15 protein-coding genes are annotated in these 15,578 nt (G+C 68.4%); 3 read left to right on the plus strand and 12 right to left on the minus strand.

All coding sequences use genetic code 11. The features are described from left to right. Window positions 1–41: 41 nt before the first annotated feature. Both G6N49_RS24950 and G6N49_RS24955 read right to left on the minus strand, forming a co-directional pair. On the minus strand, window positions 42–620 hold the full coding sequence (locus tag G6N49_RS24950; RefSeq protein ID WP_011562498.1) for an orotate phosphoribosyltransferase: 579 nt from the start codon (window positions 618–620) through the stop codon (window positions 42–44). A 25-nt stretch (window positions 621–645) separates the two neighbouring features. Then, on the minus strand, window positions 646–1,446 hold the full coding sequence (locus tag G6N49_RS24955) for a HugZ family pyridoxamine 5'-phosphate oxidase (protein WP_011857449.1): 801 nt from the start codon (window positions 1,444–1,446) through the stop codon (window positions 646–648). Window positions 1,447–1,536: 90 nt separating this feature from the next. On the opposite strand from G6N49_RS24955, the gene treS reads away from it, so the two are divergent. Both treS and G6N49_RS24965 read left to right on the plus strand, forming a co-directional pair. Further along, entirely contained in the window at window positions 1,537–3,327 is a 1,791-nt protein-coding gene (treS, locus tag G6N49_RS24960) for a maltose alpha-D-glucosyltransferase (RefSeq protein WP_011857448.1), read from the plus strand. Next, window positions 3,324–4,658 carry a maltokinase N-terminal cap-like domain-containing protein gene (locus G6N49_RS24965; protein WP_011857447.1) on the plus strand — a complete coding sequence of 445 codons (1,335 nt, stop codon included), beginning with the start codon at window positions 3,324–3,326 and terminating at the stop codon, window positions 4,656–4,658. Before treS ends, G6N49_RS24965 begins: the two co-directional genes overlap by 4 nt. Here the strand turns inward: G6N49_RS24965 and G6N49_RS24970 are convergent, their stop codons facing one another. From G6N49_RS24970 to G6N49_RS24980, 3 genes are all read right to left on the minus strand, one after another. Then, window positions 4,659–5,765: an acyl-CoA dehydrogenase family protein gene (locus G6N49_RS24970; protein WP_011562494.1), complete on the minus strand. Its 1,107-nt coding sequence runs from the start codon at window positions 5,763–5,765 to the stop codon at window positions 4,659–4,661. It abuts the gene before it with no gap. A 7-nt stretch (window positions 5,766–5,772) separates the two neighbouring features. Further along, window positions 5,773–6,933 (minus strand): acyl-CoA dehydrogenase family protein, encoded by a 1,161-nt coding sequence (locus G6N49_RS24975; protein WP_041309957.1) that lies wholly within the window; start codon window positions 6,931–6,933, stop codon window positions 5,773–5,775. A gap of 90 nt (window positions 6,934–7,023) precedes the next feature. Further along, on the minus strand, window positions 7,024–7,659 hold the full coding sequence (locus tag G6N49_RS24980; protein WP_011857446.1) for a TetR/AcrR family transcriptional regulator: 636 nt from the start codon (window positions 7,657–7,659) through the stop codon (window positions 7,024–7,026). A 23-nt stretch (window positions 7,660–7,682) separates the two neighbouring features. On the opposite strand from G6N49_RS24980, the gene G6N49_RS24985 reads away from it, so the two are divergent. Beyond that, window positions 7,683–8,078, plus strand: a complete 396-nt coding sequence (locus G6N49_RS24985) for a hypothetical protein (RefSeq protein ID WP_011562491.1) — start codon at window positions 7,683–7,685, stop codon at window positions 8,076–8,078. A gap of 23 nt (window positions 8,079–8,101) precedes the next feature. On the opposite strand, the gene glgX is transcribed toward G6N49_RS24985, so the two are convergent. From glgX to G6N49_RS25020, 7 genes are all read right to left on the minus strand, one after another. Next, window positions 8,102–10,246 (minus strand): glycogen debranching protein GlgX, encoded by a 2,145-nt coding sequence (glgX, locus tag G6N49_RS24990; RefSeq protein ID WP_011857445.1) that lies wholly within the window; start codon window positions 10,244–10,246, stop codon window positions 8,102–8,104. 153 nt (window positions 10,247–10,399) lie between these two features. Next, on the minus strand, window positions 10,400–10,954 hold the full coding sequence (gene pncA / locus G6N49_RS24995; RefSeq protein ID WP_011857444.1) for a pyrazinamidase PncA: 555 nt from the start codon (window positions 10,952–10,954) through the stop codon (window positions 10,400–10,402). Window positions 10,955–10,981: 27 nt separating this feature from the next. Continuing rightward, complete coding sequence (locus tag G6N49_RS25000; RefSeq protein WP_011562488.1) at window positions 10,982–11,653, minus strand: ANTAR domain-containing protein; 672 nt, start codon at window positions 11,651–11,653, stop codon at window positions 10,982–10,984. 28 nt (window positions 11,654–11,681) lie between these two features. Next, entirely contained in the window at window positions 11,682–13,019 is a 1,338-nt protein-coding gene (locus tag G6N49_RS25005) for a hypothetical protein (RefSeq protein ID WP_011562487.1), read from the minus strand. Further along, on the minus strand, window positions 13,016–13,447 hold the full coding sequence (locus tag G6N49_RS25010) for a hypothetical protein (protein WP_011562486.1): 432 nt from the start codon (window positions 13,445–13,447) through the stop codon (window positions 13,016–13,018). The genes G6N49_RS25005 and G6N49_RS25010 overlap by 4 nt, the downstream gene beginning before the upstream one ends. Beyond that, window positions 13,444–13,623: a hypothetical protein gene (locus tag G6N49_RS25015; protein WP_011768411.1), complete on the minus strand. Its 180-nt coding sequence runs from the start codon at window positions 13,621–13,623 to the stop codon at window positions 13,444–13,446. The genes G6N49_RS25010 and G6N49_RS25015 overlap by 4 nt, the downstream gene beginning before the upstream one ends. Next, window positions 13,620–15,470 carry a hypothetical protein gene (locus G6N49_RS25020; RefSeq protein ID WP_179967794.1) on the minus strand — a complete coding sequence of 617 codons (1,851 nt, stop codon included), beginning with the start codon at window positions 15,468–15,470 and terminating at the stop codon, window positions 13,620–13,622. The genes G6N49_RS25015 and G6N49_RS25020 overlap by 4 nt, the downstream gene beginning before the upstream one ends. Between the last annotated feature and the right edge of the window lie 108 nt (window positions 15,471–15,578).

Below are 15,578 nucleotides of genomic sequence, written 5' to 3' on the forward strand. Positions count from 1 at the left end.
AGCTCGAGTGGGCGAGACCCTGGACGCAGAGTCAACGGCAGTCAGACCGCTTTGATCGGTTCGATTCCCAGATCGCGGTAGGTCACCAGCGCGGCGAACGGCACGCCCCGTTCGGCGAACAGCGTCGCCGCGACGTCACCGCGGTCGACCATCGGGATCACCCCGGTCACCACCGCGCCGGCCGCGACCACTCGGTCGAACGCCAGCGCCGTCGACCCACCGGTGCTGATCACGTCGTCGACGAGCAGCACCCGCATCCCGGGCTCGATACGCGTGCCCTCGATCCACTGTTCGCGGCCGCGCTGCTTCTGCTCCTTGCGCACCGAGAACCAGGCCGCACCGGTGACCATCGCGACGCCGTGGGCGAGCGGGTCGGCGCCCATCGTCAGACCGCCGACGGCGTCGAACTCGATGCCGGTGCGTGCGGCGAGATCCGCGACGGCGCGGCTCACGATCGTCAGCCGCTCACCGTTGTCGACGGCGTACTTCCCGTCGATGTAGTCGTGGCTGAGTTGTCCGCTGGCGAGGCGGAACGGCTCCTCACGGTGTTCGTATCCGCGCGTGCGGATCAACTCGAACGCCGCTTGCCAGGATTCCGGACGGTCGCTCTGCGCAGACATACCGCAGATCGTATTAGACGCCCCGTCAGCCCTGACGGGCCCGCCGCGTCAACTCCACGGCGGCAGACCGCAGTTCGGCGGGCGAATTCAGCGGCGCGGCATACCCCACCCGGGTGTAGGCGATCCCGCGTTCGGTCTCGAGCCGGAGGTCCAGGCCGTAGCGATCCGCCCCGGTGCACATCGCGGTGGTGGCGTCGGGATAGCCGCCGAGCACCCGCGCCATCGCCAGCAGCGATTCGGCGTGGTCGGCGTTGAGATGCGCCACCGCACCGGAGGCGTGCGGGGCGACCGGATCGGGTTCGGCGGCTGCGTAGTCCGCACCGCTGCACGAATCCATCCGGCCGTAACCGCCGACCCACCGGACCCGGCGCACCCGTAGCACCCACACGGTGAAATCCCTGTAGTCGATGTAGTACTTCGCCGCCGACACCGCGGCCAGGTGGGCATCGCGCGCCGCGCCGGCCTCCTCACCGGCGGGGCGCTCGACCACCCCGGCCAGCGTCACGCGGCCGCTGGCGAGCGGATCGGATTCCGACGCCGGCGCGACGATCGCGAGGCTCGCCCGCGGATCAGCGGCCAGATTGCGGCCGTGTTCGGCGAGGTTCGACACGCACAGCACCGGGGCGCCGTGGAGCAGACCGTAGGTGACGAACGACGCCCACGGATCCCCGTCGGCGGTCAGCGTGGCCAGCGTGGCGGTGTTGGTCGAGGCCGCGATGGTGCGGGCCTCCTCGGCGGCCGACGGTCGCACAGCCTCCACGGCGGGACTAAGCGGCGGGGGCACCGACGGCGCGTCGCCGGGGTCGCCGTGATCACGGTTGGCCACTTCGGCACCATACCGCTGCGCTGCGGTCGCGCGGCGGCCCGCACTGGGCCACGATTCAGGTATCCCCACGATGGGTAGGACTGAAGACCGATGGACCACAGCAGCGGCTCACCCGCCCACCCCGATCACGATCCGGCCGAGGGCAGCCACATCGAGGACGGGGTGGTCGAACATCCGACCGCAGGGGACTTCGGCCACGCGCGGATGGTCCCCGAGGACCGGACGTGGTTCAAGCGGGCCGTGTTCTACGAGGTGCTCGTGCGTGCGTTCCACGATTCGGACGCCGACGGTTCCGGTGACCTGCGCGGGCTGACCGAACGCCTGGACTACCTGCAGTGGCTCGGCGTCGACTGTCTGTGGCTGCCGCCGTTCTACGATTCACCGCTGCGCGACGGTGGATACGACATCCGCGACTTCTACAAGGTGCTGCCCGAATTCGGCACCGTCGAGGACTTCGTCACGCTGCTCGACGCCGCCCACCGCCGCGGCATCCGGGTCATCACCGACCTGGTGATGAACCACACCTCGGACTCCCACCCGTGGTTCCAGGAGTCGCGCCGCGACCCGGACGGACCCTACGGCGACTTCTACGTCTGGAGCGACACCAGCGACAGGTACGCCGACGCGCGGATCATCTTCGTCGACACCGAGGAGTCCAACTGGACCTTCGACCCGGTGCGGCGGCAGTTCTATTGGCACCGCTTCTTCTCCCACCAGCCGGATCTGAACTACGACAACCCGGCCGTGCAGGAGGCGATGCTCGACGTGCTGCGCTTCTGGCTCGACCTCGGCATCGACGGGTTCCGGCTCGACGCCGTGCCGTACCTGTTCGAACGCGAGGGCACCAACTGCGAGAACCTGCCGGAGACCCATGCGTTCCTGCGGCACTGCCGCAAGGTGATCGACGACGAATATCCGGGCCGGGTGCTGCTGGCCGAGGCCAACCAGTGGCCGGCCGACGTGGTCGCGTACTTCGGTGACCCGGACACCGGCGGCGACGAGTGCCATATGGCGTTCCATTTCCCGCTGATGCCAAGGATTTTCATGGCCGTCCGGCGCGAGTCGCGGTTCCCGATCTCCGAGATCCTCGCGCAGACACCGGAGATCCCGGATATGGCGCAGTGGGGGATCTTCCTGCGCAACCACGACGAGTTGACCCTCGAGATGGTCACCGACGAAGAACGTGACTACATGTACTCCGAATACGCCAAAGACCCACGGATGAAAGCGAATGTCGGCATCCGGCGGCGTCTGGCACCACTACTGGAGAACGACCGCAATCAGATCGAATTGTTCACCGCGCTGCTTCTCTCACTCCCCGGGTCACCGGTGCTGTATTACGGCGACGAGATCGGCATGGGCGACATCATCTGGCTCGGTGACCGCGACGGTGTCCGCACCCCGATGCAGTGGACGCCGGACCGCAACGCGGGCTTCTCGAAGGCCACGCCCGGCCGCCTGTACCTGCCGCCCAACCAGGACGCCATCTACGGTTACCAAGCGGTGAATGTCGAAGCGCAGCGGGACAGTTCGAATTCGCTGCTGAACTGGACGAAGACCATGCTCGGGGTGCGCAGACGCCACGACGCGTTCGCGATCGGCATGTTCCGCGAACTCGGCGGGTCGAACCCGTCGGTGCTGGCGTTCGTGCGTGAGACCGCCACCGACACGGTGCTCTGCGTCAACAACCTGTCCCGCTTCCCGCAGCCCATCGAACTGAATCTGCAGCAGTGGAACGGTTTCACGCCGGTCGAGATGACCGGCTACGTCGACTTCCCGAGTATCGGGGCGCTGCCCTACTTGCTGACCCTGCCCGGCCACGGGTTCTACTGGTTCCAGCTACGCGCCCCCGACCCCGAACCCGAAGGAGTGCAGCCATGAACCTCCCCTTCGACGACTGGCTACCGCAGCAGCGGTGGTACGGCGGACGCAGTCGTGAATTCTCCTCCGCCACAGCGGATGTGGTGGTAACCCTGCGTGACGACCTCGACCTGGTGCTGCTCACGGTGAACTACGCCGAAGGCAGGCCGGAGCATTACCAGATCCTGGTGCGCTGGGATGCGGCCCCGATCGACGAGTACAGCGCGGTCGCGCGGATCGGCAGCGACACCGAACACGGCGAACGCACCGGCTACGACGCGCTCTACGATCCCGCGGCGGCCCATTTCCTGATGACGCTGATCGACTCCTCGGCGCAGGTCGGCGACATCCGATTCGCGAAGGAACCGGAGGTGACGCTGCCGCTGCAGGCCGCGCCGCGGGTGTCGAGCGCCGAGCAGAGCAACACCAGCGTCATCTTCGACCAGGACGCGATCCTCAAGGTGTTCCGGCGCATCACCCCCGGTATCAATCCCGACATCGAGCTGAACCGGGTCCTCGCCCGCGCCGGCAACCCGCACGTCGCTCGGCTGCTCGGGTCGTTCGAGACGACGCTCGACCGGGAGCCCTACGCGCTGGGCATGGTCACCGAATTCGCCGCGAACTCCGCGGAGGGCTGGGATATGGCACTCACCAGCACCCGCGACCTGTTCGCCGAGGGCGACCTGTACGCCGACGAGGTGGGCGGCGATTTCGCCGGGGAGTCGCACCGGCTCGGCGAGGCGGTCGCGTCGGTGCACTCGACGCTCGCCGCCGAACTCGGCACCTCGCAGGTGCCGTTCCCGCTCGACACCGTGCTGGAGCGGCTGCAGTCGGTGGCCGATGCGGTACCCGAACTGCAGCCGCACGCCCAGTCGATCGAGGAGCGCTACCGCAAACTCGCCGACCAGGAGATCACCGTCCACCGGGTGCACGGCGACCTGCACCTCGGGCAGGTGCTGCGCACCACAGAGGGCTGGCTGTTGATCGACTTCGAGGGCGAACCGGGCCAACCGCTCGACGAGCGCCGCCGACCCGACTCCCCGATGCGCGACGTCGCGGGCATGCTGCGGTCCTACGAATACGCGGCCTACCAGCGGCTCATCGAACGCGGCGGCGACGCCCAGCACGACAAACAGCTCGCCGCCCGGGCCCGGGAGTGGGTGAACCGCAACGTCAGCTCGTTCTGCGACGGGTACGCCGCCGCGTCGGGCACCGATCCGCGTGACCATGCCGAACTACTGGCCGCCTACGAACTCGACAAGGCGGTCTACGAGGTCGGCTACGAGGCGCGGTACCGGCCGAGCTGGCTGCCGATCCCGATGAAGTCGATCCTGCGGATCCTCGGCGTGTGACTAGACGGTGACGACCTCGTAGTCGCCCAGCCCGCCCATCAGCACGTGCAGCTGATCCTGCGCCGACCCCAGCGTGTTCTCGATCGCGGTGAGCCGCGCGGCGTAGTGGCCGACCGGATACTCCGCGGTGACGCCGATACCGCCGTGCAGCTGGATGGCCTCCTGGGCGATGTGCCGGCCGGAGCGGCCGATCTGCAGCTTGGCGCGTGCGGCGATCGCCGGGTCGAAGTTGCCGTCGGCGATCGACATCGCCGCGTAGAAGGTCATGCTGCGGGCCAGCTCCAGTGACACGTACATGTCCGCCGCGCGCTGCGTCAGCGTCTGGAACTTGCTCAGCGTGACCCCGAACTGCTTGCGGTTCTTGAGGTAATCGGTGGTCAGCCGCAGCGCCTCCTCCATCGCGCCGAGCGCCTCGGCGCACAGCGCCGACTGCAGGCGGACCACCGCGCGCGAGATGGCTTCGCCGGCGTCCCCGCCGGCGCCCAGCGGTGTGGCGGCCACCCCGTCGAGGTCGATCTCGGCACCGCGGTGACCGTCGAAGGTGCGGTAGGGCTTGCGCGACACCGCAGCGGCGTCCGCCAGGAACAGACCCGCGCCGCCGTCGGGCAGTGCGGCGCTGACGATCAGCGTGTCGGCGCTGTCACCGGCGATCACCGGGTTCTTGCGGCCGGTGAGCGTCCACGAATCCCCTTGCTGGGCAGCGGTTGTCGAGAGCTTCGCACCGGCACCGCGCATACCGGGTTCGGTGTGGGCGAACGCGAGCAGACGCTGTCCGGCGGCCACCTCGTCGAGCACCTGCTTCTGCTCGTCGCTGCCGACCTCGGCGATCAGGGCGCCGGGGCCGAGCGCGGCGGAAAGCACCGGCTCGGGCGCCAGCCGTCGACCGATCTCGGTGGCCACCACCATGATCTCGAGCTGTCCGCCGGCGTCCTCCTCGAAACCGAGGCCCAGGATGCCGATCTCGGCCAGCTGATTCCACACCTCGCGGCTCCAGCCGAGCTCGGAGTCGACGACCTTGAGCCGGGTCTCGATGTCATAGGTGCGGGAGAGCACCTCGCGGCTGGTGTCGCGGAGCAGTTCCTGCTCGTCGGTGAAGTCGAAATCCATGACTACCTCACAATCCGAGAATGGTCGACGCGATGATGGTGCGCTGGACCTCGTTGCTGCCGCCGTAGATCGACGTCTTGCGGTAGTTGAGGTACGTCGGCGCGCTGCGCTGCGCCCACTCGGGCGACGCCAGGTCGGCGCCCGCCCCGAACGGCAGGGCGTCGGGTCCGGCCACCTCGACGAGCAGTTCGGTGGCGAGCTGCTGCAGCTGGCTGCCGCGGAGTTTGAGCACCGACGAGGCGGGGTTGGGCTGTCCGTCGGCAGAACCGGACGCCACCCGCATCTGGGTGAGCTCGAGGGCGATGACGTCGTTCTCCGCCTCGGCGAGCCGGGCGGCGAACAGCGGATCGTCGATCAGGCCGGATTCCTTCGCGCGGGCCTTGGCCTCGGCGAGCTTCACCTTGGTGCGGCCCACCTGGGTGATGCCGGTGCGCTCGTTGCCGAGCAGGAACTTGGCGTAGCTCCAGCCCTTGTTCTCCTCACCGACCAGCTGATCGGCGGGCACCCGGACGTCCTCGAAGAAGACCTCGTTGACCTCGAAGCTGCCGTCGATGAGCTTGATCGGGCGCAGCGTGATCCCGGGGGTGTTCATGTCCATGAGCAGCATCGAGATCCCGGCCTGACGCTTGGGCGCCTGCGGGTCGGTGCGGACGAGGTTGAAGATCCAGTCGGCGTGCTGGCCGAGCGTGGTCCACGTCTTCTGACCGTTGACGATGTAGGTGTCGCCGTCGCGGACCGCGGTGGTGCGCAGCGAGGCCAGGTCCGAACCGGCCTCCGGTTCCGAGAAGCCCTGGCACCACCAGATGTCGAGCGCCGCGGTCGGCGGCAGGAACCGTTCCTTCATCTCCTGGGACCCGAACTCGGCGATCACCGGGCCGATCATCTTGGAGTTGAAGGTCAGCGGTTCCGGGACACAGGCCAGCTGCATCTCGTCGAGCCAGATCTGGTGTTGGACCGGCGTCCAGTCCTTGCCGCCCCACTCGACCGGCCAGTTCGGCACGGCGAGTCCGTGGTCGTTGAGGATCTTGTGCGTGGTGACGATGTCGTCCTTGGAGACCTCGCCGCCTCGCCGGGACCGCTCGCGGATCTCGGCGGGGATCTCGGTGCGGTAGAAGGTACGAAGCTCGTCGCGGAAGGCGGCTTCCTCTTCGGTCAGCGCCAGCTGCATGTGTGACTCCCTGATCGGTGACTGAGGGCCTGAATTCACACTAACTCACCGGTTGGTCGGGTCGGCTACCGGTCAGTAGAAAGGGGGATGTCAGCGGCGGAGCATGAACGCCAGGAAGTGCTCGCGCACCTCCGGCGGCGCGGTCTGACCGGGGTCGGCGGCGTGCAACAGGCCGACTCCGGCGGAGAACATGATCGTCGAGCGCAGCGCCGCCTCGTCGTCGGGAAATCCCTCGTCGAGGAACGCCTGCTGCAGCGCGGCCAGCACCCGGCGGTCACTCTGGCGGACCTTGTCGGCCACCTCGTCGTCGGCGATCGCCCACGTCCGCATCACGCGTTCGACCGCCCAGTGCGACGGGTTGACGAGGGCCTCCATCATCACCCGCATCCGCTGGCGTGGCGGCACATCCTGCATCGTGGCGAATCGGCGGCGCTCCCGGTCGCGGACATCGCCCCAGGCCTCGACCAGTGCCGCGCGGTAGGCCTGGATGTCGCTGAAATGCCAGTAGAAGCTGCCCTTGGTGACGTGCAACCGGTCGCAGAGCCTGCCGATGCGCAGCGCGTTGGTCCCGCCCTCGGCGAGTAGCGCGAACCCGGCGTCGATCCAGTCGTCCAGCGAGGTCGGGCGGTCCCGCGCGGTCGCCATGACCGGGAGCATACGGCGGTTTGTGCTGGTCCGGCGGGTGCGGCCGGGTGTCGCGGCCGTCGCATCAGGTTTAGTGCCCATGGCCGTGGGGCAACCGCCCCGTCATGAGCGACAACATCGACTTCGAGTCCGCCAACGACACCGAAGGCCCCGGCGACACCCTGAGCCCGATGGAGGCACTCGACTCCGACGACATCCGCAACGACGACGGCGACAACGTCGTCGACCCGCCCGAGGACTGGAGCGAGGCGAACCGGTCCGATCAGTTGCCGCGCGGCGAGGTGGGCGGCGGGGAGTCGCTCGACGAAAAGCTCGCCGCCGAGGTGCCCGACGACACGGCCGGGGCCGCACCCGCCGACGACTCCGCGCCGGCGGGTGAGGTCGAGCCCATGCCAGAAGACCGGATCGACAACCTCGAAGCGGACCATCACGGCACGGATGCCGGTCAGGTCAGCGGCACCCCAGAGGACGGTGACTCGTTCTTCACCGTCGTTGAATGAGCACGGTCGTCGAGTGACCCCCTTCAGGGCTCGTTGACGGCCTGCAGCACCAGCACCGACCGTTCGGCGACCTCGATCTTGGCGCCCGCAGTCACCGACTCGCGGGCGTCATCGTCGTCTGCGGTGTTGATCACCGGGAGCCAGGCCCGGGCGAATTCCGCTGCGGGCATGGCGAATTCGAGCGGCTCGTGGTGGGCGTTGAAGCACAGCAGGAACGAGTCGTCGGTGACGCGCTGACCGCGGACGTCCAGATCGGGGATGCCCTGGCCGTTGAGGTAGACCGCGATCGACTTGGCGAAGCCGCTGTCCCAGTCCTCGTCGGTCATCTCCGAGCCGTCGGGGGCGAACCAGGCGATGTCGGGGAGGCCGGGCGCACCGCGCTGGCGGACCGGACGGCCGGAGAAGAACCGGCGCCGACGGAACACCGGGTGTGCGGCGCGCAGTTCCGAGACCTTCTGGGTGAACGCCATCAACTCGGTGTCGACGGTCGACCAGTCGATCCAGGACAGTTCGTTGTCCTGGCAGTAGACGTTGTTGTTGCCGTGCTGCGTGCGCCCGAGCTCGTCGCCGTGCGCGATCATCGGCACGCCCTGGCTCAGCAACAGGGTGGTGAGGAAGTTGCGCTGCTGACGGCTGCGTAGCGCGTTGACCTGAGGATCGTCCGTCGGGCCTTCCACACCGCAGTTCCACGACCGGTTGTGGCTCTCCCCGTCGTTGTTGTCCTCGCCGTTGTCCTCGTTGTGTTTCTCGTTGTAGGACACCAGGTCCCGCAGCGTGAAGCCGTCGTGGGCGATGACGAAGTTGATCGACGCGACGGGCCTGCGCGAGGTGTGCTCGTAGAGGTCCGACGACCCGGTCAGCCTCGAGGCGAATTCGTCCAGCGTCGCCGATTCGCCGCGCCAGTAGTCGCGCACGGTGTCGCGGTACTTGCCGTTCCACTCCGTCCACTGCGGCGGGAAGTTGCCGACCTGGTACCCGCCCGGGCCGACGTCCCACGGTTCAGCGATCAGCTTGACCTGGCTGACGGTCGGATCCTGCTGCACGAGTTCGAAGAACGTCGCCAGCCGGTCGACGTCGTAGAACTCGCGGGCCAGCGTCGAGGCCAGATCGAACCGGAAACCGTCGACGTGCATCTCGGTCACCCAGTACCGCAGCGAGTCCATGATGAGCTGCAGGGCGTGCGGGTGGCCGGCGTTGAGGCTGTTGCCGGTGCCGGTGTAGTCCATGTAGTAGCGCTTGTCGTCGTCGACCAGCCGGTAGTAGGCGGCGTTGTCGATGCCGCGGAAGGACAGCGTCGGCCCCATGTGGTTGCCCTCGGCGGTGTGGTTGTAGACCACGTCGAGGATGACCTCGATCCCCGCCTCGTGCAGGGTGCGCACCATCGCCTTGAACTCCTGCACCTGGCCACCGGGGGTGAGGCTCGAGCTGTACTTGGGATCGGGGGCGAGGAACCCGATGGTGTTGTAGCCCCAGTAGTTGGACAGTCCCTTGTCGAGCAGCGTCGAGTCGTTGGCGAAGTGGTGCACCGGCATCAGCTCGATCGCGTTGACACCGAGCGACTTGAGGTGGTCGATGATCACCGGGTGGGCCACCGCCGAGTAGGTGCCGCGGATCTGCTCGGGGATGTCGGGGTGGGTCTGCGTCAGACCCTTGACGTGGGCCTCGTAGATCACGGTGTCGGCGTACTCATGGTTCGGCGGGCGGTCGGTTCCCCAGTCGAAGTACGGGTTGATCACCACCGACTTCGGCATGCAATCCGCCGAGTCGTCGTCGTTGCGGCTGTCCGGATCGCCGAAGTTGTAGCTGAACAGCGGCTGGCCCCAGTCGAAGGTGCCGTCGATGGCTTTGGCGTACGGGTCGAGCAGCAGCTTGTTCGGATTGCACCGCTGACCGTTGGGCGGATCGTACGGGCCGTGCACGCGGTAGCCGTAGCGCTGACCCGGCTCGATGTTCGGGATGAACCCGTGCCAGACGAAGCCGTCGACCTCGGGCAGGGTGACACACGCCGTCTGCTCGCCGTCGGCGTCGAACAGGCACAGCTCCACACGCTCGGCGGCCTCGCTGAACAACGCGAAATTGGTGCCAAAGCCGTCATACGTCGCTCCGAGGGGGTATGCCTTACCGGGCCATACTTCGGGGGTGACGTTCGGTCTGGGGGCTGCGGCCAAAGTGCACGCTCCTGAGCTTCGGGGTACGGACGAGGGCGACGATACGGGCGGACCGGGGTGCGGGCAGCACGGCCGGCGCCCGTAGCGGCGTCACGGAGATATACCCACTTCACCGTTTCTCAACGGCGTGCCCGGTCACACCGCCGGGCCGCCTCAGACGACGGCGACGCCGGCGTCGCGCAGCGCTCGGACCGCGTCGGCGGTCGAGTCCTGGGCGACACCCGCGGTGAGGTCGAGCAGCACCCGGGTGGTGAAACCGGCCGCCGCCGCATCCGCCGCGGTGGCCCGGACGCAGTAGTCGGTGGCGATCCCGACCACGTCGACCTCGTCGACGCCGCGCTCGCGCAGCCAGTCACCCAGCGGCGTGCCCGACGCGTCGCTGCCCTCGAAGCCGCTGTAGGCCGCCGAGTACTCACCCTTGGTGAACACCGCCTCGACCGGGGACGGATCCAGGTCGGGGTGGAACTCCGCGCCGTCGGTGCCGACGACACAGTGACGGGGCCACGACACCCGATAGTCGGGCGTATCGGAGAAGTGCTCGCCCGGGTCGATGTGGAAGTCCTTGGTCGCCACGATGTGGTCGTAGCGAGCGGTGCCGTCCGCGAGGAGGTCGCTGATCCGCCGGGCGACGGCGGCCCCGCCGGTCACGGCCAGCGAGCCGCCTTCGCAGAAGTCGTTCTGGACGTCGACGACGATGAGCGCGCGCATGACGTCACGGTAGCGCCGCGCGGCGCGTCACACACCTGCCGCGCGGACCCGATGGTGGACCGTGAGCAGCAGGTGGTCGAAGACCGAGCGCGGCGGCAGCGTGTCCTCGTAGTACAGGGCGGTGAAGTCGGCGAGCAACCGTTCGGCGAAGGTGCGCAGCTTCACGCCAGCCTCGGCGGCCCGCCATTTGAGCAGTTCGAAGGCCGCCACCGCGTCGACGCGGTAGACCAGCATGAGCATCCCCTTGGCGCGTTCGATCGACGCCCGGTGCTCGACCATCGCCGCCGCGGTGGCGGCCGCCATCTCGCGGGTGGACGCGTCGAGGCGGCTGGGGGTGACGTCGACGTAGAAGCCCTGGGTGCCGACGATGTCCCCGGTGTCGTCGAACATCCGGTCGGCGATCACGACGACGTCGTGGATGCGCTTCTGGGTGTCGATGATCCGGTGGCGCGTGCTGAAGGTGCGGCGGGTGCGCCGGATGTCGTCGAGCGTCGCCGCCACCGAGACGTAGTCGTCGGGGTGTTTGTGGGCGAGCACCAGTTCGGTGGTGGGAGTGACGGTTCCTGGCTGGTACCCGTGCATGAGGTGCACCTGGTCGGACCACTCCCAGCGGCCGTCCGCGAAGTGATAGCGGAACCATCCGACATTTTGGGGCGACCCACCGGCGAGTGCCCGCTCCAGTGTTTCTTCGGGGGGCACCCTGCCACACTAACCCGGCGGTGTGACCTCAGCCACCGAATAACAGATACAAACCGGTGAACGTGTAGCCGACCATCACCAGCATCATGCCGAGTTGGCCGGTGATCTGGTGCGCCGACGGGAGCAGTTTGAGCGCCCGGTCGTGCGCGGCGACCACGCCGGCCATGTGCCCGGCGACCACGAACGCGACCTTCAGCGTCGCGAGCACCGACGGGTGCATCGACAGCAGGTAACCGACCTCGGCGTCGGCCAGACCGAACGGATTCCAGCCACGCTGCAGCGGATCGGCCAGCAGGATGACGGTCTGCTGACCGCGTTCGACGAGGTAGGTCAGGTAGTGGGCGAACACGTAGCCGATGACGATCGGGATCAGCGAGTGGGCCATCAGTCCGGGCAGTTCGCGCCGTCGCTGCCGGTCGACACCCGCGGTCGCCATCGCGGCGGCGCTGAACGTGCCCGCCACGACCAGCGCGAACACCGCGAGCCCCGCGGTCTTGAGCAGCGTCGCCGTCCATGCGCCGCCCGCGGTCGAATCGACGAAGTCGCGCCACACCGGCATCGCCGAGAAACTGTCGAAGGCGGTGGACCCGAGCAACACCGCCAGCACCGCGACGGTGCCCGGCCGCACCGGCAGCGTCGGCAGGTGGTCGAACGGGTTGCCGATCGCGATCCGCCCGGTGTCGCGCTGCCGCCGGAACAGCGACAGCCGCGAGGCGACCACGCTGTACACCTCGAACGGGTCGGCCCGCGCGCACCACCGCTCGCCGAACCACAGGGCGCCCGCGAACGTCACGCCGACATAGACGAGCAACCAGGTGCGGATGGCGGTGACCGAGCCCGGGTCGGGGCTGGCCAGTTCCAGCCACACGAACGCGAACAGCCCGAACGCCGCGGGCCAGTACCCGAGCCGCACCGGGTAGGGCGGCCGGTTCTCGCGCCGGTGCAACTGCAGTACCCGGAAGAGGGCACGCACCGGGGAGAGCACCCGCCAAACCGGTCCGATCGCCCATGACAGTGCGACCAGGCCGACCCAGATGAGCACGTAGAACACGCCGGGTAGCGGGTTCTCGGCGTTCTGCGGGCCGAAGAACGCGGCCAGCGCCACCCACAGCGTGAACGCCAGCGCCGCCAGGGCGATCACCCAGCGCGTCACCGACGCGTCGACGACGGAGGTGACCCACTGCGGCAGCGCGCGGCCCGGCCGCGTCTCGTCGAACCGAGGTTTGCGCCAGGCGAGCGCGACCACGGCGAACGTCGCGGTGAGCGCCCAGGCGGCGCCGAGCAGTGCGTAGGTGTAGGGGATCGGCAGATCGGTGGAGCCGCCGAGTCCGTGCGCCAGGACCGTCACGTGCGCCGCGGGGGTCACTGCACTTGCACGCCGGCGATCACGCGGTTGAGGTCGTGCAGTTCGATCTCGACGTTGCCGGGCACGTCGACGGTGAACTGGAACATCTGGCCGGCCTTGGGTTCGACGCGGAAGGTGTGTTCCGGCACCGAGTGCACGTGCAGTTCGTCGGCGGCGTCACTGTTGACCCGCAGCACGATCGGCTCGCCGACCTTGCCCTGCAGTCGCGCGTTGGTCGGGGTGACGTTGCCGCCCTCGATGCTGATGTCGATGGTCAGCCGGTCGGTCGGCCGCTGCTGATCGGTCATCTCCGATGGGCTGATCGTCGAGGCGGACGGACCCGGGCCCGAGGCCTCCTCACTGTCCGGCGAGCCGCCGCAGGCAGCGACGAGCAACGCCGCCGCGGTCACGATGAGTGCTGAACCGGAGCGTCGTGCGGTGCGTGTCACGGATTCCCTTCTGGGTCGGGACCGCCGTCCTTGCGGCGGTTCTTCGCGGCGATGTAGACGACGACGCCGGCGACCACGATCGCCGGCGCGAACGCCGGCACCGCGATCCAGATCGGATGGTCGGCCAGGTACAACACGTCCGACATATCCGTGACGTCCGGTGCCGCCACCGTCATGCCTGCGCCGACGGTTGCAGTTCGGCTTCGCTTCCGCTGGGCTCACTGTTGTTGATGCGCCCGCCGCCCCAGGTGATGCCTGCGACCATCGCCAACGTGCAGACCAGCACCACCAGGCAGCCGATCAGCCACAGCGACTGCGGGATGTCCGGGCTGCGCTCGCGCTGCAGGATGGTGACCTCGGAGACGAACGGCCGGGTGAACTGCGGATCGGCCGGGACTTCCTCCGCGCCGATCCCCGGGTCGCCCGCGAGGTAGATCGGCACGGCGGCCAGCGTCTTGCCGTCGTGCACGCGCAGCAGCGTCTTCCACGTCCCGGAGACCGGCAGCGGTTGAGTCGAGACGTAGTGGCCGGAACCGACCTTCTCGAGGTTGTCGACGAACTGGCCGCGCTGGTTCTCCAGGCCGCCCTGCCAGCCGAGCACCGCCACCCAGTTCGGGTCTTCGCCGATCACGTCCGGCGGGTTGAAGCGGACATCGGCGGTCACGTAACGCGCGCCGTTGACGGCGGGGGCCTCGGTCAGCGTGACGGCAGCGGCGGCGTTCTCGGGCACCTTGTACTGCAGACCGTTCGCGGCGGCGCCGCCGATCGCCACCACGGTCAGCGCGACGAGGCCGACACCGACCGCCCGCTTCGGCAGACGCTGTCCGGTGATCACCATGCCGGCCATCGCGCCGCAGGCGCCGACCAGCATCGCGACCGGCACCGACATCGCGAGCGCCTCGAGCCAGATGCTCGTCGGCCACGTCAACGGATACACCGCGTTGATCCACAGCGACTCCAGCCACAGTCCGACGGTGGCGATGCCGAGCCCGGACACCAGGCCGAACACGATCGGCCGTTTGAGCAGCGGGGTCAACGCCACGAGTTCGACGACGACCGCGGCACCGAGGTAGAGAGGGAACCAGTTGACCGGTGCGTCGAGCACCGGGGCGACGAGGAACGCCACGATGCCGCGCAGGCCGATCGCGATCAACGCGGCGATGAGCGCGGCGCCCCGCCCGAGGAAGATGCGGGCCATCACGAGGGCCAGGGCCGCCGCGGCGGCGATCAGCATCGGCTGGAAGACCTGCCGGAACTGCGGCACACCGAAGTCGAACTCGATCTGGTACACCGAGGCGCCGATCAGCACACCCGCGAAGGCGAGGTAGAGGACGAACTTGAGGCCGAGACCGTCGCGCGGGGCGTCCGGGCCGACCGCCCGCTTGCCCTCGTACTCGAGGTAGGCCGCCGCCAGGGTGGAGAAGCCGGCGCCGCCGATCATCATCAGGTGCGTCGGCCCCCACAGGGTCACGTCCTGTCCGAAGATGCGGTGCCAGACGTCGTCGAGCGGGAAGCCCATCAGCGCGTAGAGGCCGCATCCGGCCATCACGAGCCCACCGACCGGCGCATGCCAATGGTCGGTGATCCGCACCGCGGCCGGTCCGGGACGGTCGAACGGCAGCACGACCGCGGTGCAGCCCGCGACGAAGATGCCGAAGAGGCCGATGAGGATGAAGTAGTGCGCGGGGTTCGCCAGCGCACCGTCGTCGCGGCCGTTTCCGATGTGCAGGCTGACGTCCCAGATGAAGCCGAACAGCGCACAGATGATCGAGGCGGTGAACATCGCGACCGGCAACGCCACCCATGGCGGACGCTTGAACCGGCGTCCCGACCAGTCGGCCAGCGACGTGAGCCAGCTGATCTTGTGGTTGCGGTGCAGGTAGCCGATGTACAGCAGCACCGCCGTGACGATGACCGCCGCGACGGACAGGCCGATGACCTCGTGGATGGCGGTGCCGCCACCCTCTTCACCCTGCGCCAGGACCGATACGCCGGAAACCTCGCTGAAGAACTCCACTGTCATCTCCCGGGTTTGGACGGACGGAACTTACTGCCCGGTAATATTGCCAGAATCGCCAAAGTGAAACCAGGGGTACCGGGTATTTTTTCCGATCCCGGGCTCCGCCCTGCG

It is taken from the genome of Mycolicibacterium monacense (assembly GCF_010731575.1).
Classification (GTDB): domain Bacteria; phylum Actinomycetota; class Actinomycetes; order Mycobacteriales; family Mycobacteriaceae; genus Mycobacterium; species Mycobacterium monacense.